The sequence below is a fragment of the Haloarchaeobius litoreus genome, assembly GCF_024495425.1.
In the GTDB taxonomy this organism is placed as follows: domain Archaea; phylum Halobacteriota; class Halobacteria; order Halobacteriales; family Natrialbaceae; genus Haloarchaeobius; species Haloarchaeobius litoreus.
In genome coordinates, this window is sequence record NZ_JANHJR010000003.1 from 137,687 (window position 1) to 159,951 (window position 22,265).

Below are 22,265 nucleotides of genomic sequence, written 5' to 3' on the forward strand. Positions count from 1 at the left end.
TTCTCCGGCAATGAGCAAGCCCAGCCCCGAAGTGTACGAGCAGGGGAAGGGGATGGACGCCCACAACCAGGTGATGCGTCGCATCCGCGCCGAGAAGGAGGAGACGTACGACCCTCACGAGCCGACGCGGGTGTGGATCGACGAGGACAACACGCCCGGCGGCGTGTTCCAGAGCCTGACCATCATCCTCAACACCGGTGGCTGCCGGTGGGCCCGCGCCGGCGGCTGCACGATGTGTGGCTACGTCGCCGAGTCCGTCGAGGGCGGCTCGGTGAGCCACGACGCGCTGATGGACCAGATCCAGGTCTGTCTCGACCACGAGGCGGAGAACGCCGACGGGCCGAGCGACCTCGTGAAGATCTACACCTCCGGGAGCTTCCTCGACGAGCGCGAGGTCGGCGGGGAGACGCGCCGCGCCATCGCGGAGACGTTCGCGGACCGCGAGCGCATCGTCGTCGAGTCGCTGCCCGACTTCGTCGACCGCGAGAAGATAGGAGAGTTCACCAGCCACGGGCTGGACACCGACGTCGCCATCGGGCTGGAGACCGCGACCGACCGCGTGCGCCACGACTGCGTGAACAAGTACTTCGACTTCGCCGACTTCGAGGATGCCTGCTCGGAGGCCGTCGCGGCGGACGAGGCGAGCGGCGAGGGGGAGGGCGACGCCGGCGTGAAGGCGTACCTGCTGATGAAGCCGCCGTTCCTCTCGGAGCCGGAGGCGCTCGACGACATGAAGTCCTCCGTGCGTCGCTGCAGCGAGGTCGACGGCTGTCACACCGTCTCGATGAACCCCTGCAACGTCCAGCGCTACACGATGGTCGACGAGCTGTTCTTCCGCGGCGGCTACAGGCCGCCGTGGCTCTGGTCGGTCGCGGACGTGCTCGAATCGACGGCCGGCTGCGACGCCATCGTCGTCTCCGACCCCGTCGGCCACGGCTCCGACCGCGGCGCGCACAACTGCGGCGACTGCGACGACCGCGTCCAGACGGCCATCAAGGACTTCGACGTACGACAGGACCCGTCGGTGTTCGAGCAGGTGTCCTGCGACTGCGAGCTGACGTGGGAGGCGGTCGTCGAGCGCGAGACCAGCTACAACATGCCGCTCGCGCGGTAGTCACTCCACGGGCGTCGTCTCGTTCTCGCCAGTCCCGGTCCGTTCGTCCGAGGCCTCCGACGCAGACGACATCGCCAGTGGCACGTGCAGCGTGACGACGCTGCCGCGGGGCTCGTTGTCCTCGAAGCTGATCCAGCCACCCGACTGCGTGACGACCCAGTTCACCAGCCAGAGGCCGAGCCCGCTGGCGTGCCTGAGCTGGGTGATCTCCTGCTCCTCCGAGATGAGTGCGCGCTCGGAGGCGGGGATACCCGGGCCGTCGTCGGCGACCGACACCTGGAGCACGTCCGGGTCGGTTTCGCCGCGGCGCGCGCTCACGTGGACGTTCGGCGTGCCGGTGTCGTTGTGCTCGACGGCGTTCTCGATGACGTGGAAGATGGCGGTCCGGAGCAGGTCGTCGGCACGGACCTGCGCCGACTCCGGCAGGTCGGTCGTGAACTCGGCCTCGGGGTGCTCCTCGGCGACCTGCGCGATGGAGGTGCTGACGCTCTCGTGGACGTTCACCGGGCCGGTCGCCGCGTGGTCGCGGTCGAGGGTGCGCTCGACGGCACGGGTCTTCTCGGCGAGGCTGATGAGGTCGTCCGCGCGGTCGATGATGGTCTCGGAGTAGCCGATAGCGGCGGTCCCGTCGACCACGTCGCCGAGCATCTCCGCCGAGCCCTTGATGATGTTCATGCCGTTTCGCAGGTCGTGTCGGAGCACGCGGTTGAGGATCTCGACGCGCTTCTGTCGCTCCTTGCGTTCGGTGATGTCGGTGTAGACGCCGAAGGTACGGGGGGAGGACTCGTCGAGGTCGACGGGGACGACGGTCATCAGGAAGTCACGCAGGCCGTCGGTCGTGCGTCGTTTCACCTCGCGCTCGACGAGCTCGCCCCGGTAGGCCTGGTCGTTGATGTGGTCGCTCTCGGTCTCCCGGTCCGGCGGGACGATGAACTCGTCGAGGTTGCCGCCGACGATCTCGTCGGCGTCGTAGCCGAACACCTGCTCGAACGCGCTGTTTATCTCGACGACCGTCGGGTAGCCGTCCTCGTGGACCGCGTAGACGACGGGGTCGGGCACGTTCTGGAACAGCGCGGCGAACCGGTCGCGCTCGTCCTTGAGTTCGGCCTCGAACGAGGCGCGTTCGAGCGCGTCGGCGACGTGGGTCAGCAGCAGCTCCGTGAGTTCGAGGTCCGTCCGGTCGAAGGCATCTACCTCGTCGGAGACGGCCTGGAAGACGCCCTCGTCGCCGACGGGCACGGAGAGCAACGAGCGGTACGTCCGGTCCTCCGGTTCGGCCGCGTTGTCGGCGGTCACGTCGTCGATGAGGAACGACTCCCCCGTGCGGTGCGTCTTCCCCGCGAGGCCCTGGGTGATGGGGGCGCGCTCGCTGTAGCCTTCCGGTTCGATCTCCGAGGAGAGCGCGCGGGAGACGAGGAAGTCGTCGGCGACCTCGTCGACACAGCAGATGTCGAAGTCGAGGACGCGCTCGGCGGCCTCGACGGTCAGCGCCCAGATCTCATCACGCGTCTCGCAGTCGTCGAGGTCGGAGGCGATCGCGTGTAGCGCCTCTATCTTGCGTTTCTGTTCGACGAGTTCGGCCTCCATGCGCTTGCGTGCGGAGATGTCCCGCACGACGACGGCGGTGCCCTCGAAGGTCGTCTCCTGCGGGAGCACCGCGATGGTCGCCTCGTACTCGACGACCTCCTCGTCCCCGAAATCGAGCTCGAACGTCCGTGTCTCGCCGTCGGACAGCGCCGCGAACTCCTCGCGACCGCGCTCGATGTGCTCCCGGGGCAGGACCTCGTCCACGTGGCGGCCGATGAGGTCCTCGCGTTCGTAGCCGGTCATCTCGGCCAGCACGTCGTTGACCGCGTGGAAGTGGCCCGACTCGTCGAGCGCGAACACGCCGTCGCCAGCCGCCTCGACGATCGTCTGGTGCCGTTTGAGGTCGCGTTCGCGGGTGCTCCGGTCGAGGGCGGCCTGCGTCGTCGACGCGAGGATGTTCACCATCTGCACGTCGGTTCGGTCGAAGGCGTTGCGTGCCCGGGCACCGAAGACGAGGATGCCGTGGTCGCCCAGTGGGACGACGATGGCGCTCTCGAGGTCGAGTGAAGGGGGTATCGCGGTCCGGGCCGTCGCCGCCTCGTTGATAACGGCCGTCTCGCCGTTCTCGAACGCGTTCCAGACGAGCCCGTCGTCCGCGCCGAGCGTGGTCGGCTCGTCGAAGTGGCTGGCGACCTCGTCGGTGGCCGAGACGGGCACGAGCACCTCGCTGTAGTCGTCGTAGAAGAACACGCCGGCGTAGGGCTGGTCGAGGACGGTCCGTGCGGCCTCGACCGCGAAGTCCGCGACGCGTGTCGGCTCCTCGACGCCGACGAGCTCGCTCGTCATCGCCTGGAGGGACTCGACGGTCTCGCGGCGGTTCACGCGGTCGCTCACGTCCTGAACGAACGAGAGCGCGCCGAGTACGGTCCCGTCGTCGGTCAGCGTCGTGTTGTACCACTCGCAGGTCAGCTCCGTCCCGTCGGCGGTGACGTTCCGGTTCACGTTGACCGACGGCACCTCGCCGTCGGGCGAGAGCGCGGCGTCCGCGATGGGCCGGACGGCCTCGCGCTCGTCGGGTGGGACGAGCAGCTCCACGACGGGCTCGCCGATGGCCTCGGACGCTTCGTAGCCGAAGATGTCGGCCGCGCCGTCGTTCCAGGCGGTGATGTGGCCGTCGGCGTCCACCTCGACGACGGCGAGTGGTGCCTGCTCGTAGACGAGTCTGAGCCGGTCGAGCTCGCTGTCGAGGGGCAGGCTGTCCTCCGGCTCGACGACGGCGGCGATGCGGTCGCGGAGTACGTCGGGGCCGGCCGAGGTGGGGACGTAGCCGTCGACGCCGGCCGCGACCGCCTCGCTCGCCAGCGCTTCGTCGCCGTCCTCGGCGAGAAGGAAGACGGGGAGCGCCGGCCACCGCCTGCGGACCGACTCGAGCAGGTCGAGAGGGTCACCCGCGACGGTGTCCGTCGCGACGACACAGTCGACGTCACCGTCGAGCACGTCCAGAGCCGACGCGGTATCGGCTGCGGTACTCATCGTCCATGGAAGCGACTCCACCATCTCCGTCCGCACGTCGCCGGGGGGAGCGACGAGCAGGACGCGTCTCGTACGTCCGTTCATGCGACTCTCGGCGGCACACGCGCCACCAGTTACACGAGCCGAGGACAGCCACCGTCTTTAATGCTTTAGCCGTTACGAGCCTCGACTCGGGACCTGACCCCGCGTCGAATCGCCCTACTCGGCGGCGAAGCCGCGCAGGAGCGGCCGACCGTCGGTGCCGCCGACGTCAGCGAGCGCAGCGCGCTCCGGGTGGGGCATCAGCACTGCCACGGAGTCGCGCTCGCCGACGACGCCCGCGACGTTGTGCTTCGAGCCGTTCGGGTTCGCCTCGTCGGTGAGGTTGCCGTCGGCGTCGCAGTAGCGGAACAGCACTCGCTCATTGGTCTCCAGCTGGGTGAGTCGGTCCTCGCTGATCTCGTAGCGTCCCTCGCCGTGGGCGATGGGCAGCTCGATGACCTCGCCCGCCTCGTAGCCGGCGGTCCAGGGCGTGTCGGCGCGCTCGACGCGGACGTGGACGTGCTCGCACTGGAACCGGGCGCTCGCGTTCGTGGTGAACGCCCCCTCCGTGAGGCCGGACTCGCAGCCGACCTGTGCACCGTTGCAGACTCCGAGGACGGGGACGCCCTCGCTCGCCAGCTCGCGCACCTCGTCCATGACGGGCGAGCGGGCGGCCATCGCGCCGGCGCGGAGGTAGTCGCCGTAGGAGAAGCCGCCGGGGAGCATGACGCCAGTGGTGTCCGCGGGGAGGCCGTCCTCGTGCCAGACGATCTCGGCGTCGATACCGAGGTCGGTGAGGGCACGGAGGGCGTCGCGGTCGCAGTTCGAGCCGCCGAAGCGGACGACCGAGACCGTCATTCGCGCGGGACGACCTCCACGTCGTAGTCGTGGATGGTCGGGTTCGCGAGCAGGCGCTCTGCCATCTCCGAGGCGCGCTCGCGGGCGGCGTCCTCGTCGTCGGCGTCGAGGTCGACCTCGAAGCGGTCGGCCGAGCGCAGCCCCGACAGCTCGAAGCCCAGGCGCTCCAGCGCGCGCTTGGTCGTCTCGGCCTCGGGGTCGAGGACTCCCTGCTTGAGTCGGACGGTCACCGTGGCGGTGTAGGCGCTCATCACCTGGACAGGCGCGTTCGTGTTCAAAAACTCTTGTGACTCGCGGCTGTGATGCACGTTCGTGGATAGTCGTCGGCGCGCACTCCCCCGGCGTCACTCGCCGTGGGTGAACCCACGGTCCGGGAGCGGCTCGCCGTCGACGGTGACGATGGGGTCGTCGTCACCCGGTTCTCCGTCCGCCGCTTCGGTGACCTCCCCGACGACCGACAGCGGCACCGGACAGTCGGCACGGACGTCCTCGACCCGGTCCGCGGGCACCGTACAGACCAGCTCGAAGTCCTCGCCGAAGTACCAGCCCAGTTCGCGGACCGTCGCCTCGCTCCCCGCGAGTTCCTGGACTGCGTCGTCGACCGGCACCGCGTCGCCGTCGAGCGCCAGCCCGCAGTCGCTCGCCTCGGCGAGCTGGTGACAGGAGCGCGCGAGTCCGTCGCTGGAGTCCATCATCGCCGTCGCATGCCCGGCCAGCGCCAGCCCCGCGGCCACCCGCGGCTCGAACCGGAACAGCTCGTTCGCGCGCTCGGTCTCGCCCGCCTCGAACAGCCGGAGCGCCGCGCCGCTCCGGCCGAGGGTCCCGGTCACGCAGAGCCGGTCGCCCGGCTCCGCGCCAGCCCGGCCCACCGGCTCGTCGGTCCGCCCGAGCGCCGTCGTCGCCACCGTGAACTCCTGGTGCGTGTCGAGGTCCCCGCCGACGTACTCCGCGCCGACCGTCTCGCAGACCGCCGTCGCGCCCCGCAGGAAATCGCGGAGCTCCGATTCTTCGAACTCCGGTGCCGCGTACACCGCCACCGCCGCCGTCGCCTCCGCACCAGTCGCCGCCACGTCCGACAGCGACGCGCCGACCGCCCGCCAGCCCGCCGTGTACCGCGTCGTCCCCGCGGGGAAGTCCGTCCGGTCGTGGAGCATGTCCGTCGTCACGACCGTCCCGTCGACCACCGCCGCGTCGTCCCCCGCGTGGTCGACGAGGTCGCCGACGAGCGAAAGCGCCGCCCGTTCGTTCATGTCGGCCGTGTGTTTCGTGGCGGTCGGCAAAAGGAACGCGGTCCGAACACGTGATTCAGCGAGGTTGCAGGAGGAACAGCAGTGGACTCGAACAGTCAGAACGCCCCCTCCCGCTCACTCCCACCCGACCGCACAGCATCGCACCTCAGACCTCCCCAGCCGCTTGCGATGCTCGCTACGCTTCTCATCCCTCGCACGGATGGGTCGCGGTCTCGCTTCGTTCGACACGCTCGCCAGTCGCGCGCCATGCCGGCTGGTTCGACGACGCCGTCACCAACCCCACGGCCAAGACACCCCGCGCCGGCAGGCGCGTGGGTGTCGAGGGGGAGGGCTGGCGCGGTGCTGTGCGGGGCGGGACTAAAGGGGCGAGGCGCTCGGCGACGGCGGCTGAAGTGAGGACCGCAGCGGAGCGAGGACCGCAGCGAAGCCCCCGAGCCGAGCGCCTCGGGGCTTTCTGGCTGTTCGAGTACCAGCGCGTTCCCACGACAATCGAACCTGGCCTGGGAGCATCGCGAGCAGAGACCGAATCAACTCAACCCTTCAAAAGCGGGTTCGACGCGACTAAACCCACACCAGCCACAACAGACGATATGCGACAGTTCGTCATCTGCGGTCACGAGGTCCCCACGTCGCCCGATTTCTCGCTGGACGCGCTCGCGAGCGAGGCGGGGCGGCTCGACCTGCTCTGTCGGTGTCTGAACGCGGCGTTCCTCACGAGTCACGGCCTGCGCGACGACGTGCGGGTGCATCTGGTCCTGCAGGACGAGTTCACCGTCACCGTGGACGGGGCGACGGTGCGGAACCTGCACCCGGACGAACGCTCGACCGCCGCGCTGGTCCGGACGGCGCTGGAACACCGCGAGGATGCCATCGGCCACCAGCCCGCGGAGTCGTCGCCGGGCATCAGCATCCGGCGGGTGGGGCTCGACGTGGTGCTCGAGGAGTGCGCGCGGGACGGAACCGTGGTCCAGCTCCACGAGGACGGCGAGGCCGCCAACGAGGTCAAGCCGCCGGAGAACCCGACGTTCGTGCTCTCGGACCACCGCGATTTCACCGACGCTGAGGCAACGATGCTCGCCGAAACCGCCGACCAGCGCCTCCGGCTGGGGCCGACGCTGCTGCACGCCGACCACGCCGTCACGGTCGCACACCACTACCTCGACACCGACGCCTACACGCGCTTCTGACAGTCGAGTAGAAGGTCGAAATTAAGTAGCTGGCCTTCAGAGGGTGATTCATGTCTACCGACTCCCCCGACACCTGCCGGTTCTGTACGCGCATCGTCACCCCGACGGCGACCGACACCGTCCATCGCATCTACACCCGTCGGGTCGATGGCGACGCCGCGACCGTCGAGACGAGCGAGCGCTTCGCCTGCGACCACTGCTTCGATGACGTCCGCGCACTCGCCGCCGACATGCAGCACCGTCACATGATCGACCGCGCCACCCTCGCCGACCACGACTGCAGCCTCTGTGGCGGCGACGTCACCCCCGACGCCGGCGCGACACAGCTCGATGTCGACCAGGACCGATACGTGCTCTGTCCCGACTGCACCGACGTGTTCGACGAGTTCTGTGCATCGGTCCCCGAGACGGCACCCGAATCGCGCACCGGCACGACGTCCGCGACCGAGGTCGTCGCCGACGGCGGCACTCCCGAGGAGGACGGCTCCGACCTCGGCACCGTCCTCGACTCCGGCCTCGACGACGTCGTGGAGGGCGACCGCGTCCACTTCGACCTCCGTCGCGACACCGGTGACGGCTCCGCCCCCACCGAGACGGTCTCCGGCGACGTCACCAGCGCCGACACCAGCTACATCGGCGGCTCCACCATCTACGTCGACGGCGACGACGACGAGGAGTACCGCGTCGAGTCCAGCTTCTCCTCCGACGCCGTGCGCGTGACCACCGTCCACGGCCACGATCTCCAGTTCGAGGGCCACCTCGACGAACTCCGCGTCGACCGGTGAATCGTCGGGCGATTCGGAAGCGTTAAAAGTCGCCCACTCGTCTATCTCGAATGCGGGCCGGTGGGGTAGCTTGGTATCCTTCGGCCTTCGGGTGGCCGTAACCGCGATTCAAATTCGCGCCGGCCCACTTATCCCGCATTCTGCACCGACGAGCGCCTGCCAGGAGTCCGTCGTGGGTGAACGACTCGTGCCGCGTGTCCGACCCGCACCGAGATTTAAGTGGAAGCAGATTGACTCTCCGTCGGAATGAACGCAGGGGTTATCGCGAAGATAGATGGCTCGTTGAACGGACTCACTACGTCTCAGTTCGATGACGACGGCAACTCCGTCATCGAGGTCGGTCGATTCACCCAGACGAAAGCTGGGAACAGGGTGGTCGTCGGGGCGGCCGCAAGGGAACGGAACCTGGAGGACACGGGGTACACGATCCGAGGAACGGAGATCGAGGAGGTGAGTGACGAGGGGACGATCACCGAGTACACCGAATTCCTCACCGTCCCTGGGGAGTTCGTGGTCGTGAGTAGCGGTGATGGGTCGTTCGCGTTCGATCTGATCGGGCGGGTCGGTGAGGCCGACATCGAGCGAGCCACCATCGACCTCGATGGTTACATCGGCAGTGTCGAGTCCGCCGAGGCGTGGAAGGTGGGCTTCTACGACCACGACGGCCAGGCGGACAACGGCGTCGTGTACGGCGACGACATCCTCGGTGACGGGGAGTTCGGTGGCGTGGTCGACCAGGCGAGACTGAACCAGCTGGGTGTGACGTACGAGAGCCAATCGGGCGAGACGGTGAAACTGGACATCACCGAGAGCGGCTATCTCAACGTCTACTCCCCGGGCTTCGACTCGCTGGAGTTCGCGGATTTCATCGCTGGCAGCATCGCACCGTTCATCGAGCTATCGTGAGGGGGCGGTAGCCCGTCGCGTTCGCGCTCATCTGTTCGCGGCTGGGTACAGCACGCTCGTCGTCTCGGACCGGCCCGAGCCGAACGTTTTACTCCCCACGGCCTCCCAGGCCATGCCATGGACGACTCCGACGAGCACGACGCCATGTCAGACGAGCCACTCGGCGACAGCCTGTTCGGCCGTTTCGGTGACGCCGACGTCGACCCGGTCGAGGCCGTCAGGGAGGAGCGCGAATGACGACCGTCGTCGATACGGACGTCTTCCTCGCCGCGCTGGTCGCCGACGACGAGCACGGCGGGACGGCCCGAGCGTTCCTCAACGAGACCGAGGACCTCGCCACGTCGACGCTGACGATGCTGGAGCTGCAGTCGATCCTCGTCGACGGGGCGGGGATGGACGGGACGGCGGTCGGGGATGCCTGTGCGGACATCGTCGACGAGGTGGAGGTGTACGAGGCGGACATGGACGACTTCGGGCTGGCGAAGGCGATGCGCGACGGGACGGATCGTGGCGAGGACCTGACGAACAACGACTGGACGCTGCTCGCGATGGCGGCGGACCTCGGCGCGGACCTGGCGACGTTCGACGAGCGGAAACAGGCCCAGGGTGCGGTCGCGCCCGAGCCCTGACGGCCAGTACGCCCAAGTGACAGCTTCGCGCAGTGGGTACCAGTTGCGAATGTCACCGAAAGACAATACCGGGGGTGGGCGCGCAGACGGGGGGCGTCGGGAGTGTCCGAACTGCGGTGTGAGTCTTGACCCGTCGACCGACGTCTGCCCTCGCTGCGGCGTCGAACAGGCCGAAGGTGGCCGCCGCGGAACGTCCGCCAGGCGGTCGGGGACGACACGCCCCGGGAGCGACGAGAGCGAGCGGGACAGGACGGCTCGTTCACCCCGGCGGCGGAGCGGCGACGGGGCGAGAGACGACAGGCGGACGGTAGAAAACAGGCGGGCGAGAGACGACGGGAGCGGCCAGCGCGACTGCCGCAACTGCGGCGTGAGTCTCGACCCGTCGACTGACATCTGCCCGCGCTGTGGCGTCGACCAGACCGGGAAGACGTCGCCGGACTCGAAGCGCAGTCGACGGGACCGGGACGACGGTCAGTCGGCGGCCGCCAGCACGGACCGACGGAAACCGAACCACGACCGCTCCGGACGACGTGGGCCCGACGACGGACCCGACCGCTCCGGACGACGGGGCGACCGACACAGCAGCGACAGTCGAGACAGGCGGGCGGACGAGCCGAGAGCGGACCGGGACCGCACACCGGCCCGGAACCGCGAGGACCCCGGTGCCGACGACGACCGCCAGCCTCGTGCTGCCGACCGCCGGCACGGGGAGCGCGAGACGGACCGACGCGACGACCGTCACGAGTCCCGCGGCCGTCGTGAGCGTTCCGCCGACCACGGGCGGCGGGGCCGTGGCGACGACCGCCGTCGGTCCCACGACGACGAGCGCCGAGCGCACGACCCGGGCGGTCGACGGCGGGACCCCGAGCCCGAGTCGAGCCGTCGCGACCCAGAGCCAGCGCCGGGACACCAGGAACGCGACCGGCGCGACGAACCGGTGCACCGCGACGACCGACGGGACCGGCACGCCGACGCGCCACCGGCATCGAACAGTCACCGGGAGACCGACCGCCGAGGCCGCCGCGAAGAGCCCGTCGGCGACGGTACGCCCGGCGGCGGGACGACGACGCGGACGGAGGCGGTCGAGCGGGACGAGCAACCGCCACCGCGCGAGCAGGGGTCCGAGACGGGACAGCGGGGGGACGACGGCGAACCGCCGCGGGAGGACACCGGCGGCGCGGGCGGGGGAGGCGTCCGTACGCCGGGCGACGGTGTGGACCGGTCGGCAGACCAGCATCCCGACACGCGGGGGCCGGACAGCCTCGGCACCGACATGAAGTACCCCATGAACGAGGAGGGGTGGTGGAAGACCATCGCCATCGGGACGGTGCTGGAGTACCTGACGTTCCTCATCGTGCCGGGCTGGCTGCTGACGGGGTACTACGTCCGCGTGATGCGCCAGCGGCTCGCCGGCGACCCCGAGCCGCCGTCGTTCTCGGACCCCGGTGGACTGCTGGTCGACGGCATCAAGGGCTCCATCATCGCAGGCGTCTACGGCGTCATCCCGCTACTCGCGTTCGTCGTGTTCGTGCTGGGGAGCATCACGGCGATCCTGAACGGCAACTTCCAGCAGGGGCTGGGGAGCCTGCTCACCGGGGTCGTCATCTGGCTGGGACTGACCGCGCTGTTCGGCTACGCGGGCTCGGCCGGGGTGGCGCGCTTCGCCGAGACCGGCTCGATGCTGTCCGGGTTCTCGCCGAAGCTGGCGCGCGTCCTCGTCAGCGGGACGTGGTTCGTCGCCTGGGTGAAGGTGAGCATCGTCGCCGGCATCGCGTTCGCCATCTCGCTCGTCATCGCGCTCATCCCGGTCGTCCAGCTCATCACCGTCGTCGTCACGCCGGTGAAGATCAAGTACCTCGGCACGGTGTTCTCGAAGCAGTTCGCGGACGCCTACGCCAGGATCTACGGTGCCTGACAGCCCCCGTTCCGCGACGGATTCCACAGTTTCATGTGGGCTCGGTGTCGTCTGTCTCCCAATGACGGCCGGGCACCGGGGAACTGCCGGATACGGATGGGCCGACCGACGAACCACCGCGCGCTCGTGGACAACCACAGCGGCCACACCACGCACAAGCAGGGGCCGATGTTGCTAGTGGTCTGTGGACTGCCCGGCGCGGGCAAGACGACCATCGCAGAGGCGGTGACCGACCGCGTCGACGGCCGGCTCGTCCGGACCGACGTGGTGCGCAAGGAGCTCTTTCCCGACCCCGACTACACCGAGACGGAGAAGCTCGCGGTGTACGCCGAACTGCTCGCCCGCGGCCGCGAGGCCGTCGAGGACGGCGAGACGGCGGTGCTCGACGGGACGTTCAAGGAGGCACGCTTCCGCGAGGACGTCGTCGACCTCGCGGCGGACCTCGACGTCGACTTCCAGCTCGTGAAGGTCGAGTGCGACGAGGCCGTCGCACGTCGACGCATCCGCGAGCGCACCGACGACGAGAGCGACGCCGACCCGGACCTGCACTCGCGGTTCCGCGAGCTGTTCGACCCCGTCGAGTGCGACCACGTCGTCGTCGACAACTCCCGCGACCTCGACGCGACGCTCGCGCGGGTCGACGAACTGTTCCACGTGGCGGAGGTGTCGGGCGTCCCTGCCGGGGAGTGACCGTCAGAGCTCGCGCAACAGGAACTCGGACGCCGCGTCGGCGACCTTCCCGTGCTGGCCGACGAAGAAGTGGTCCGCGCCGAAGCGGACCGTTTCGACGCCCAGCTCCTCCGCACGCTCGACCATTCGCTCCCAGTCGACGACGTCGTCGCGTTCGCCGTAGCAGATTTGCACCGGGCAGTCGACCTCGTCGAGCGCGGCGACCGCGTCGAGGTCGGCGGCGAGCCGGTCGGCGGGGGCGAGCGCGCTGACCGCGCCGACGGGTACGTCGACGCTCGCGGCAGCGAGGATGGCGAGACAGCCGCCGAAGCTGAAGCCGAAGACGCCGACGCAGTCGTAGCGGTCGGCCGCCCAGCGCACGGCGTTGCGGACGTCCTCGCGCTCGCCGTAGCCCTCGTCCCAGTCGCCGTAGTCGATGCGCAGGCAGTCCACGCCGCCGGCCGTCAGCGCGTCGGCGACGGCGACCAGCCGCTTGTCGCCGCGGTGGCCGCGATGCTGTGGGTGTGGTGGGCACGCGACGACGCAGGCGTCGGCGTCGGCGGGCGCTTCGTCGAGGTTCGCACGGACGTCCCGACCGCCGGGTACGAGAACTGTATCGGCTGTCACACGTACACCTTCGGAGAGTGACGTTTTTAAGTTCACGGAGTGAAATAACGCAATATGGGAATACTATCGCGGACGTCGTACGTCCTCAAATCGAAGATCAACTCGTTGCTGAACCGGGCCGAGGACCCGACGGAGACGCTCGATTACTCCTACGAGCAGATGCGCGACCAGCTCCAGAAGGTCAAGCGCGGCATCGCCGACCTGACGACACAGAAGAAGCGCCTGGAGATGCAGAAGCGACGGCTCGAGGAGGACGTCGAGAAGCACAACCGGCAGGCTCGCGAGGCCGTCCGGCAGGACCGCGAGGACCTCGCGCGCCGCGCCCTCGAGAAGAAGAAGACGAAGATGCGCCAGATGGAGGAGCTCGACGCCCAGGTCGAGCGGCTCCAGGGCACGCAGGACCAGCTCGTCGACAAGAAGGAGACCCTCCAGCAGCGCATCGAGGAGTTCCGCACGAAGAAGGAGTCGATGAAGGCCCGCTACGAGGCCGCCGAGGCGAGCAACCGCGTCTCCGAGGCCATGACCGGCGTCGGCGACGAGATGGACGACGTCGGGATGGCCATCGAGCGCGCCGAGGAACGCACGCAGGACATGGAGGCCCGCGCAGCCGCCATGGACGAGCTGTACGACGAGGGCGCGTTCGACGACGTGCTCTCGGACAAGGACTCCATCGACCGCGAGCTCGAGGAGCTCGGCGCGTCCAGCGACGTCGAGGCGGAGCTCGACACCCTCAAGGCCGACATGGGCAAGGGCGGCGGCGGCGCCGACGCCGAGTCCGCCGACGCCGAGACCAGCGACGAGGATGTCTCCGCGGACCTGGAGGAGCTCGAGGCCGAGATGGACGCCGCCGAGTCCGGCGGCTCCGGCGACGAGGCCGTCGAGGCCGACCTGGAGGAGCTCGAAGACGAGGAGGACTCGAACGCGTAACCGCCCGCCGACTGTTCCCATCCTGCTGACGTCCCCGAAACGCTACCTCCCCGGCCCGGACGGCCCCCTACGGAGTTCGACCCCACGCTTTTCACCATCATTCCCGTCGCTCGCCGTATGGACGAAGCGGAGGGTGCGAGCGACGACAGCATGCGGAGCCGCGCCCAGGAGTCGAGCTGGAAACTGCGCGTCCTGCTGGAGGCGAACCGGTGGGTCGTCGCGGCCGGCATCGCGGCGTTCGTGTTCGTCGGCACCGTCGTGCTCGGGCTCGCCGGCTCGACCCTCGGCGTCGCGGACGTGCTGCTGGTGTTCGCACTCGCCAACACCGTCGCAGTCGTCCCGTTCGCCATCCTGCTCGCGTACGTCCTCCGCGTCGCGACGGTCGCCAAGCGGACCCTCTCCATCGGGCCGTTCATCCTGCGGAACACCGACCGCTCGTTCGACTTCGACGACGCCTGAGCGGGCGACCGGAGCGACGGGTATCACCGCTGGCACCGGCCACAAGCGTATAGTCGCAGTAGCGTGACCCAACAGCCGTGATGTGGGTTCCGGTCATCGCGGTAGGTCTCTGTGGGCTGCTCGGCGTCGGGCTCGTCCAGCTCTGGCGCGGGCGACTCACGACCAGCAACGGACGGGACCAGCTCCTGGCCGACGCCCGGTACCGGACACCGGGCGAGCCGGTCGGCCGCGACGCCGCGGCCAACCTCGCCATCGTCGCGCTCGAACTCCTCGCCCTCGCGCTGGCAGCCGTGCTGGTCGGCTACCTCCTCGTCGAGACGGCGCTCTCGCCGGCGCTGAAGCTCCTCTTCGCCGGGACCTACGGCGTCGCGGCGATACTCATCGCCCGCGCCGCCTACGTCCGTCTCGGCCTGCCCGTCCCGGGTCCCGCCGACGTCGACGACCCGCAGACGCTCGACGACCTGACCGACTCGCTGGCGGAGAGTCTCGGCCGTCCGACCGCCGCGGAGTTCGAAGCCCTCTACGCCGCGATGACGACCGCCCGTGGCGACGGCCCCGGGCCCGACGTGGTCACGGTCGCCCTCGTCGCCGCCGCCCGCGCCGACATGGACGTCGCCACCGTCGAGTACTGGGCGGCGACCAACGGCATCGCGAGCCCCGCGACCGTCGCGAACCGTCGCGACGAGCTCGCCACCGCCGGCGTGCTGAAGGCCGACTGCTTCGAGCTCGCCCGGTCCGAGTTCCAGGACGCACCGGCTGGCGACGTCGCGTCCGTGACGACGACGCTGCTGAGCTGAGCGCCCGCTCGCGGGTGTCGGCAGAAGAAGGCGGTCCGGAAGCTACCGACCGCTCACTCCAGGTCGAAGCGGTCGAGCTGCATGACCTTGCTCCACGTGTCGACGAAGTCCTCGACGAACTGCTCCTCGCCGTCGTCGGCACCGTAGAACTCCGAGACGGCCCGGAGCCGGGCGTTCGACCCGAAGACGAGGTCCACGCGGCTGGCCTCGTACGCCAGCTCGCCCGTCTCGCGGTCGTAGCCCTCGAACGCCAGCCGTTCCTCCGAGACGGGCTCCCACTCGACGCCCTCGCCGAGCAGGGTGGCGAAGAAGTCGTTGGTCAGCGTCCCCGGCTGGTCGGTGAACACGCCGAGGTCGGTGTCGGCGTAGTTCGCGCCGAGCGTGCGCATACCGCCGACGAGCGCCGTCATCTCGGGCACCGTCAGGTTCAGCAGCTCCGACGTATCGACCAGAATCTCCTCCGGGTCGCGCTCGGCCTCGTCGGCGACGTAGTTCCGGAAGCCGTCGGCCTTCGGCTTGAGCGCCTGGAACGACTCGACGTCGGTCTGCTCCTGCGAGGCGTCCACACGGCCCGGTTCGAACGGCACCTCGACGTCGTAGCCGGCCGCGGCCGCAGCCTGCTCGACGGCCGCGTTGCCGCCCAGCACGACGAGGTCGGCGAGCGAGACGCGCGTGGCGTCGGAGCGCGACTCGTTGAACTCCGCCTGGATCTCCTCGAGGGTCCCCAGCACGGTCTCGAGCTGCTCGGGCTCGTTGACCTCCCAGCTCCGCTGGGGTTCGAGCCGGATGCGCGCACCGTTCGCGCCGCCGCGCTTGTCGCTGTCGCGGTACGTCGACGCCGACGCCCACGCGGTCTTGACCAGCTGCGATATCGAGAGGTCCGATTCGAGTATCTCCTCTTTGAGCTGGGCGACCTCCTCGTCGCCGACCAGCACGTAGTCGGCGTCCGGGACGGGGTCCTGCCACAGCATCTCCTCGTCCGGGACCTCGGGACCGAGCAGGCGCTGCGGCGGGCCCATGTCACGGTGGATGAGCTTGTACCAGGCCTTCGCGAAGGCCTCCTGGAACTCGTCGGGGTGCTCCTGGAAGCGCTCGATGATCTCCCGGTACTCCGGGTCGCGCTTGAGGGCGACGTCCGTCGTCAGCATCATCGGCGTGTCCGTCTCCGACGGGTCGTGGGCGGACGGGACGGTGTCCGCCAGCTCCTCGTCGACTGGCTTCCACTGCCACGCACCGCCGGGACCCTTGTGAGGCTCCCACTCGTAATCCAGCAGGTTGTCGAGGTAGCCCATGTCCCAGGCGACGGGGTTCTGCGTCCAGGGGCCCTCGATGCCGCTGGTGATCATCTCGCTCCCCTTGACCGGGCCGTCGGCACCCTCGACCTGCCAGCCGAGCCCCTGCTGCTCGATGGGGGCGTCGGCGGGCGGGGAGCCGTGCTTGCCTTCGGGGTCGTCGGCACCGTGGACCTTCCCGAAGGTGTGGCCGCCGGCGATGAGTGCGGCGGTCTCCTCGTCGTTCATCGCCATCCGGCTGAACGTCTGGCGGATGCGGTCGGCGGACCACTCGGGGTCCGGCTCGCCCTCGGGGCCCTCGGGGTTGACGTAGATGAGGCCCATGACCGACGCACCGAGGGGCTCCTGCAGGAAGTCGTCCCCGTCGAAGCGGTCCCAGGTCTCCATCTCGTCCTCGGGCCCCCAGTCGATGGCGTCGTCCGATTTCCAGGCGTCCTCACGGCCGCCGCCGAAGCCGAACGTCTCGAAGCCCATCGACTCGAGGGCGACGTTGCCCGCCAGGACGAGCAGGTCCGCCCACGAGAGGCTGCGGCCGTACTTCTGCTTGACCGGCCAGAGGAGTCTGCGGGCCTTGTCGAGGTTGGCGTTGTCCGGCCAGCTGTCGAGCGGTGGGAATCGCTGTCGGCCGCCGGCCGCGCCGCCACGGCCGTCGACCGTGCGGTAGGTCCCGGCGCTGTGCCAGGCCATCCGGATCATCAGCGGCCCGTAATGTCCGTAGTCGGCGGGCCACCAGTCCTTGGAGTCCGTCATCACGGCCTCGATGTCGGCCTTCACCTCGGCGAAGTCGAGGGATTCGAACGCCTCCGCGTAGTCGAACTCCTCGTCCGTCGGCCCGACGTCACGGGCGTTCTGGTCGAGGATGTCCACGTTGAGCAGGGTCGGCCACCAGTCCTGGTTTGTCTTACTCATCGGAGAGAAATTGTTGCTATCGCCTGTTAAGGTTACCTAATTCGGAAACTAACAGTTCGGGACAACCGAAGAAATCTGCCGGTTTTGTGAACCCGTGGCATCCGTAACCCCCCTGTCCGGTTCTGGGCGTCCCCGTCGGGGACGGCCCGAGCGACGGCGGTCACGAACCGGACCCGGTCAGTCCGTCCCGGTGACGTACGTCTGGTCGTGGTCCGGGAACACCTCGCCGACGGCATCCGGCCCGTCGCGCTCGGCGAGCAGGGGCCGGAGCTCTGCCTCGTAGTCGGCGCGGCGGATCTCCTCGCTCGGGCCCACGGTGACGGAGAGCTTCGACTCGACGATCCTGTCGACGGCGTTGCGACCGAAGCCCGAGAGGGGCGCGACGTAGTCCACGTCGTGTCGGTCCTCCAGACTCTGGGCCTGAGCGCGGGAGATGGTCGGGACGCGGTCGTCACGGCGGGTTCCGTCGGCGATGGCGTCGAACTCCTGTGCGGCGAGTCGCTCCAGCGCGTGCTCGTGGACCTGCTGGATGCCGTTGCGGGGGAAGCCGTCGGCGCGCATCCGGGTGACGGCGTTCTCGGCGACCTCGCGGTCGAGCTCGAGACGCTCGAAGGGGAAGCCGACGGCCTCGGCGGCATCGCGGGCGTGCTCCCAGTCGTCGGTCACGCCGAAGTGACCGGTGACCAGGGTCACGTCGTAGAACTCGTCACAGAGCAGCGCGGCGAGCGTCGAGTCCTTGCCACCGCTGTAGAGCAGCCCGAGCTGCATCAGCGCCGACGGATGTCGAAGCTCTGGGAGTCCGGCTTGAGTTCGCGGAGCAGTTCCTTCATCTTCTCCTCGTCGATCTGCCCCTGGATGCGACCGGACCGGGCGAGCGCCACGACCTGCTGTTCGACCTGCTCTGCGAAGTCCGGCTTGGACATCCGGACGGAGTTGAGGCGCTTGCGGGCCCCGTCGGTGAGGTACTGCCGGAGCAGCGCCTGCTTCTGGGCTTCGGCCTGCTCGCGCATGGCCTCCTGGGCTTCGGCGTCGCCACCGCCGCCCTGCTGCTCGCGCAGCTGCTCCATCTTCTTCTCGCGAAGTTCCTCGAGTTCGTCGTCGTCGGGACTGCCGCTCATACTACTCGCTTGTCGATTGTGGAGGAAAATCGTTTCGACTGTTCGCTGTCGTTACGCGTAGCGCTCGAGCTCCGGCCGGTCGAGCTCCTGCATCACGTCGTCGGCGATGTTGTCGAGGAGGCTGCGCCCCTCGGCGGTGATACGGCGACCCTCGCCCTCGGCGGTCTCGACGAGGTCCTCCTCCTCGAGCTGCTGGAGGGCGACGCGGATGACCTTCTTCGAGCCGTTGGCGCGGTGGGCGGTGGCGACGCGGTAGCGCGTCGAACCGTTCTTCGAGCCACCGTACTCGGTGGAGAGGCGGTCGACACCGACGGGGCCGGTGTCGGCGACCTTGCGGAGGAGCGAGGCCGAACGGATGGCCCAGAAGTTCTCCTGCTCCGGCGGGAGCTCGCGGTTGACGCCTGTCTTGCTGAATTCGAGCCACTCGGGCTCGTCGAGTCGATCCTCGAGCTCGGCGGCGACGGCCTCGATGAGGTCGTCGGCCGGAACGTCGTACATCGTCGTCATTGCATCTTGGTTCCCTCGCGCAGGTTAAAAGGGCATCGTCTTCCTGCCGGCCTGTCGTCACCGGAGACGGGCGTCGTCGGCCGCTCTCAGCCGCGCTGGGCCGTGCCGAGTGCGGCCGTCGCCCCGCCGCCGACGAGCATCGGAATCCAGTACGAAGCGACGCGGTGGACGAGGATGACCGCGCCGACGGTCGCCGCGCCGACGCCGGTCACCGTCGGGAGCACCATCAGCAGCACGGCCTCGATGCCGCCGAGTCCACCCGGCAGGGGCGTGACGCTGGCGAGCGCGCCGAGGGGGACCCCCAGCATCGCGGCGGCGAGCAGGTCCGGGTCCCGGAGGCCGAGCGCTAAAAAGGAGAGCCAGAGGCAGGTGACGAGCATGAGCCAGCCGGCCGTCGAGAAGGCGAGCGTCATCGCCATCGAGCGCCGGTCCTGCGCGACGCGCTCGATGGTCGCGAAGAAGTTCTCGATGCGGCGACGGATGGCCTTCGGCTTCGGCGGGTTCATCCGGGGGACGACGTGCCCGACACGGCGGACCAGCGGCGAGACGACACGGACGACCCGGGTCTCCAGCCCGTACCGGTACCGCCAGGCGAGCGCCGCCGTCACGCCGACGACGACCGTCAGTGCGACCATCACCAGCGCCACGTCGAGCAGCCGGTCGGTCACCGCCACGGTCACCGCGTAGTAGCTCACCGCGACGAACGCGATGGCGATGGAGGGGACGAAGTTGACGGCGTCGACGCTCGCGATGGCGGCCAGCCCCGTCTCGTACTCGCTCTCGGAGACGCGAGCGATGAGCAGCGCGGTGAACGGCTCGCCGCCCGCCTGTCCGAACGGCGTGATGTTGTTGACGAACGTCGCCGAGAGGAAGACGAGGAACGCCTTCGTCACCGACAGCGAGATGCCGAGCGTCCCCAGTACCGACCGGAGCGCCAGCCCCCAGCAGAACAGCCAGCCGAGCGCGAACACCGGCAGGACGACCGCGAAGCGCAGGTCGACCCGGCCGAGCTGGGCGAGTATCTCCCCGATGCCGACCACCCAGAGCACGACGGCGAGGACGACCAGCGCGCCGAGGAAGCCCGCGACGATGGCGCGGTAGTCCCAGTCTCCAGCCATAACGGCACGTCGACCGTCGGGCGCTTGAAGCCACCGCCTGTCCGGGTGGGACTGGGGGTTGCTGGGAGTCACCTCCCTGGAACGCCCACGGGTGGGGCGCTTCTGGACCGCCAACAGCCGGAAAGCCCCGCCCGTCGTGGGAATCGCTTGAACCGCCGACGGCCGGAAAGCCCCGGTGCTCTCGACTCGGGAGGCTCGCTGCGTCGTCAGAACGCTTCGATTCTGCGAGATGCTCACGAGACGCGAGCGTCCCGTGACCGGCCCTCGCTCCGTTGCGGTCCTTGCGTCGCCTGCCTTCGTCGAGAGCACCGCCCCTTTCAGTCCCACCCCGCACAGCACCGCACCCGCGACCGCACCGCGCCAGCCCTCCCCCTCGACACCCACGCGCCTGCCGGCGCGGGGTGTCTTGGCCGCGTGGTTCGTGACGGCATCGTCGAGCCAGGCATCGACGACGGACGGGACACGAGAGATAGCAAGGCACTAACGCACAGCGCCGCTTTCGTGGGACATGAACGACTTCGACGACGCGGTCCGGGCGATGCTGGCGACCGGACCGGTCTGTGACGCCTGCCTCGGGCGGCCCTTCGCGGACCGCAGCTTCGGGCTGACGAACGCCGAGCGGGGCAAGGGACTGCGCGTCTCGCTCGCGCTGGCCGCGGACGAGCCGTACGAGCCGGTCGACCCCGAGGAGTGCTGGGTCTGCGAGGGCCTCTGTGGCCGCTTCGACGAGTACGCGGAGCTCGTCGCCGACGGTCTCGCGGACATCGAGTTCGAGACGTACCAGGTGGGCACGCGCGCGCCGCCCCTGGTCGAGGAGAACGACCGCCTGCTGCGCGAGGACGCCGGGCTCGACCCGGACGCGGGCGAGCTGTTCAAGAGCGAGTTCAACCGCGAGGTCGGCAAGCGCGTCGGTCGCCTGACCGACACCGAGGTCGACTTCGAGCGCCCGGACGTGCTCGCGCTGGTGAACCTCGACGCGGCCGCCGAGGAGCCCTCCAGCCACGCCGTCGAGGTGCAGGTCAACCCGGCGTTCGTCTACGGTCGCTACCGCAAGCTGGAGCGCGACATCCCCCAGACGGAGTGGCCCTGCCGGGAGTGCGGCGGCTCCGGCGTCCAGCTCGGCGACGACGGCGAGGAGCCCTGCGACCACTGCGGCGGCTCGGGCTACCTCTACGACATGAGCGTCGAGGAGCACGTCACGCCGCACGTCCTCGACGCGATGGACGGCGACGAGGCGCTGTTCCACGGCGCGGGCCGCGAGGACGTCGACGCACTCATGCTCGGCACGGGTCGGCCGTTCGTCGCGGAGGTCAAACGGCCCCGGAGCCGCGACCCCGACGTTGAGGCACTCCAGCGGCGCATCAACGAGGACGCCGCCGGCGCAGTCGAGGTCGAGGACCTCCGGCTCGCCACCCACGAGATGGTCGAACGCGTGAAAGAGCTCGACGCCTCGAAGACCTACCGCGCCGAGGTCGAGTTCGACGACCCCGTCGACGCCGACGCGCTCGCCGACGCCGTCGCCACGCTCTCCGGGACCACCGTGCGCCAGCACACCCCGCATCGGGTCGACCACCGACGCGCGAAGCTCGACCGCGAGCGCACCGTCTACGAGATCTCCGCAGACCTCGACGACGACAGCCACGCCACCGTCGACGTCCACGGCGAGGGCGGCCTCTACATCAAGGAGCTCATCAGCGGCGACGAGGGCCGTACCGAACCCTCGCTTGCGGGCCTGCTCGGCGTCGAGGCGACCGTCACCGCGCTCGACGTGCTCGCCGTCGAGGGCGAGGACGAGCCGTTCGACGACCCCGACTACCTCCGATAGCGGGGGAACTGTTTTGACCGTGCGAATCGTTGTCACGGTACGAGGGGTCACCCAATGTGCCACCATGACATCGAGATAGAACACACCGCCATCGAGGACATCGAGGACGAGAGCTCCGACGAAGACGCCGACGACGAACTGGCGGAGATGCCCACCGCCGCCGACGACTGAGTACACCTTCCACCTCTTTCGGGACGCCAGTAGCCGTGGAGCGACGGCTCTCGACCCGGCCGGAGCGCGCCGCTGCTCGGCTCAGAAGTTTACGCCTAACGTAAACTTTTCTGGGCGGCAT

The 22,265-nt window shown here is 69.3% G+C and carries 21 protein-coding genes and 1 tRNA gene; 12 read left to right on the plus strand and 10 right to left on the minus strand.

What is annotated here, in order from left to right:
• The first annotated feature begins 10 nt into the window (after nt 1-10).
• Nucleotides 11-1,114 (plus strand): archaeosine biosynthesis radical SAM protein RaSEA, encoded by a 1,104-nt coding sequence (locus NOW55_RS13090; RefSeq protein ID WP_256400559.1) that lies wholly within the window; start codon nt 11-13, stop codon nt 1,112-1,114.
• Here the strand turns inward: NOW55_RS13090 and NOW55_RS13095 are convergent, their stop codons facing one another.
• The 4 genes from NOW55_RS13095 to thiL all read right to left on the minus strand — a co-directional run bounded on the left by NOW55_RS13095 (nt 1,115) and on the right by thiL (nt 6,303).
• A complete protein-coding gene (locus tag NOW55_RS13095) occupies nt 1,115-4,258 on the minus strand; it encodes a PAS domain S-box protein (RefSeq protein WP_256400560.1) in 3,144 nt (1,047 codons plus the stop codon). It lies immediately after the preceding gene.
• Between the two features lie 114 nt (nt 4,259-4,372).
• The gene (purQ, locus tag NOW55_RS13100; RefSeq protein WP_256400561.1) at nt 4,373-5,053 is read right to left on the minus strand and encodes a phosphoribosylformylglycinamidine synthase I; all 681 of its coding nucleotides are present in this window, start codon (nt 5,051-5,053) and stop codon (nt 4,373-4,375) included.
• Nucleotides 5,050-5,304, minus strand: a complete 255-nt coding sequence (gene purS, locus NOW55_RS13105) for a phosphoribosylformylglycinamidine synthase subunit PurS (RefSeq protein ID WP_256400562.1) — start codon at nt 5,302-5,304, stop codon at nt 5,050-5,052. The genes purQ and purS overlap by 4 nt, the downstream gene beginning before the upstream one ends.
• 93 nt (nt 5,305-5,397) lie before the next feature.
• Nucleotides 5,398-6,303, minus strand: coding sequence for a thiamine-phosphate kinase (gene thiL / locus NOW55_RS13110; RefSeq protein WP_256400563.1), 906 nt, complete (start codon nt 6,301-6,303; stop codon nt 5,398-5,400).
• A 590-nt stretch (nt 6,304-6,893) separates the two neighbouring features.
• Here thiL and trmY point away from each other — a divergent pair.
• The 7 genes from trmY (at nt 6,894) to NOW55_RS13145 (ending at nt 12,415) form a co-directional block, all read left to right on the plus strand.
• A complete protein-coding gene (trmY, locus tag NOW55_RS13115) occupies nt 6,894-7,490 on the plus strand; it encodes a tRNA (pseudouridine(54)-N(1))-methyltransferase TrmY (protein WP_256400564.1) in 597 nt (198 codons plus the stop codon).
• A 50-nt stretch (nt 7,491-7,540) separates the two neighbouring features.
• Complete coding sequence (locus NOW55_RS13120) at nt 7,541-8,275, plus strand: hypothetical protein (protein WP_256400565.1); 735 nt, start codon at nt 7,541-7,543, stop codon at nt 8,273-8,275.
• A gap of 54 nt (nt 8,276-8,329) precedes the next feature.
• A tRNA-Pro gene (locus NOW55_RS13125) sits at nt 8,330-8,402 on the plus strand.
• Between the two features lie 119 nt (nt 8,403-8,521).
• Nucleotides 8,522-9,181: a hypothetical protein gene (locus NOW55_RS13130; RefSeq protein WP_256400566.1), complete on the plus strand. Its 660-nt coding sequence runs from the start codon at nt 8,522-8,524 to the stop codon at nt 9,179-9,181.
• A gap of 233 nt (nt 9,182-9,414) precedes the next feature.
• On the plus strand, nt 9,415-9,810 hold the full coding sequence (locus NOW55_RS13135; RefSeq protein WP_256400567.1) for a type II toxin-antitoxin system VapC family toxin: 396 nt from the start codon (nt 9,415-9,417) through the stop codon (nt 9,808-9,810).
• A gap of 118 nt (nt 9,811-9,928) precedes the next feature.
• Nucleotides 9,929-11,725: a DUF4013 domain-containing protein gene (locus NOW55_RS20815; protein ID WP_256400568.1), complete on the plus strand. Its 1,797-nt coding sequence runs from the start codon at nt 9,929-9,931 to the stop codon at nt 11,723-11,725.
• Nucleotides 11,726-11,821: 96 nt separating this feature from the next.
• Nucleotides 11,822-12,415, plus strand: a complete 594-nt coding sequence (locus NOW55_RS13145; protein WP_256400569.1) for a P-loop nucleotide/nucleoside kinase family protein — start codon at nt 11,822-11,824, stop codon at nt 12,413-12,415.
• A 3-nt stretch (nt 12,416-12,418) separates the two neighbouring features.
• Here NOW55_RS13145 and NOW55_RS13150 read toward each other — a convergent pair whose 3' ends face one another.
• Nucleotides 12,419-13,021, minus strand: a complete 603-nt coding sequence (locus NOW55_RS13150) for an alpha/beta hydrolase (RefSeq protein ID WP_256400570.1) — start codon at nt 13,019-13,021, stop codon at nt 12,419-12,421.
• A 54-nt stretch (nt 13,022-13,075) separates the two neighbouring features.
• On the opposite strand from NOW55_RS13150, the gene NOW55_RS13155 reads away from it, so the two are divergent.
• The 3 genes from NOW55_RS13155 (at nt 13,076) to NOW55_RS13165 (ending at nt 15,204) form a co-directional block, all read left to right on the plus strand.
• Entirely contained in the window at nt 13,076-13,948 is an 873-nt protein-coding gene (locus NOW55_RS13155; RefSeq protein WP_256400571.1) for a PspA/IM30 family protein, read from the plus strand.
• Nucleotides 13,949-14,065: 117 nt separating this feature from the next.
• On the plus strand, nt 14,066-14,407 hold the full coding sequence (locus NOW55_RS13160; protein ID WP_256400572.1) for a DUF7972 family membrane protein: 342 nt from the start codon (nt 14,066-14,068) through the stop codon (nt 14,405-14,407).
• An 80-nt stretch (nt 14,408-14,487) separates the two neighbouring features.
• Nucleotides 14,488-15,204, plus strand: coding sequence for a transcriptional regulator TbsP domain-containing protein (locus NOW55_RS13165; RefSeq protein ID WP_256401426.1), 717 nt, complete (start codon nt 14,488-14,490; stop codon nt 15,202-15,204).
• Between the two features lie 53 nt (nt 15,205-15,257).
• Here NOW55_RS13165 and katG read toward each other — a convergent pair whose 3' ends face one another.
• From katG to NOW55_RS13190, 5 genes are all read right to left on the minus strand, one after another.
• Entirely contained in the window at nt 15,258-17,405 is a 2,148-nt protein-coding gene (gene katG / locus NOW55_RS13170) for a catalase/peroxidase HPI (RefSeq protein ID WP_256400573.1), read from the minus strand.
• 177 nt (nt 17,406-17,582) lie between these two features.
• Complete coding sequence (locus tag NOW55_RS13175) at nt 17,583-18,173, minus strand: DUF7411 family protein (protein WP_256400574.1); 591 nt, start codon at nt 18,171-18,173, stop codon at nt 17,583-17,585.
• Nucleotides 18,173-18,523: a DNA-binding protein gene (locus NOW55_RS13180; protein ID WP_256400575.1), complete on the minus strand. Its 351-nt coding sequence runs from the start codon at nt 18,521-18,523 to the stop codon at nt 18,173-18,175. Before NOW55_RS13180 ends, NOW55_RS13175 begins: the two co-directional genes overlap by 1 nt.
• 51 nt (nt 18,524-18,574) lie before the next feature.
• Entirely contained in the window at nt 18,575-19,030 is a 456-nt protein-coding gene (locus NOW55_RS13185) for a 30S ribosomal protein S19e (RefSeq protein WP_256400576.1), read from the minus strand.
• Between the two features lie 86 nt (nt 19,031-19,116).
• Nucleotides 19,117-20,148: a lysylphosphatidylglycerol synthase transmembrane domain-containing protein gene (locus NOW55_RS13190; RefSeq protein ID WP_256400577.1), complete on the minus strand. Its 1,032-nt coding sequence runs from the start codon at nt 20,146-20,148 to the stop codon at nt 19,117-19,119.
• 508 nt (nt 20,149-20,656) lie between these two features.
• On the opposite strand from NOW55_RS13190, the gene NOW55_RS13195 reads away from it, so the two are divergent.
• Nucleotides 20,657-21,973: a tRNA pseudouridine(54/55) synthase Pus10 gene (locus tag NOW55_RS13195; RefSeq protein WP_256400578.1), complete on the plus strand. Its 1,317-nt coding sequence runs from the start codon at nt 20,657-20,659 to the stop codon at nt 21,971-21,973.
• Nucleotides 21,974-22,265 lie beyond the last annotated feature (292 nt).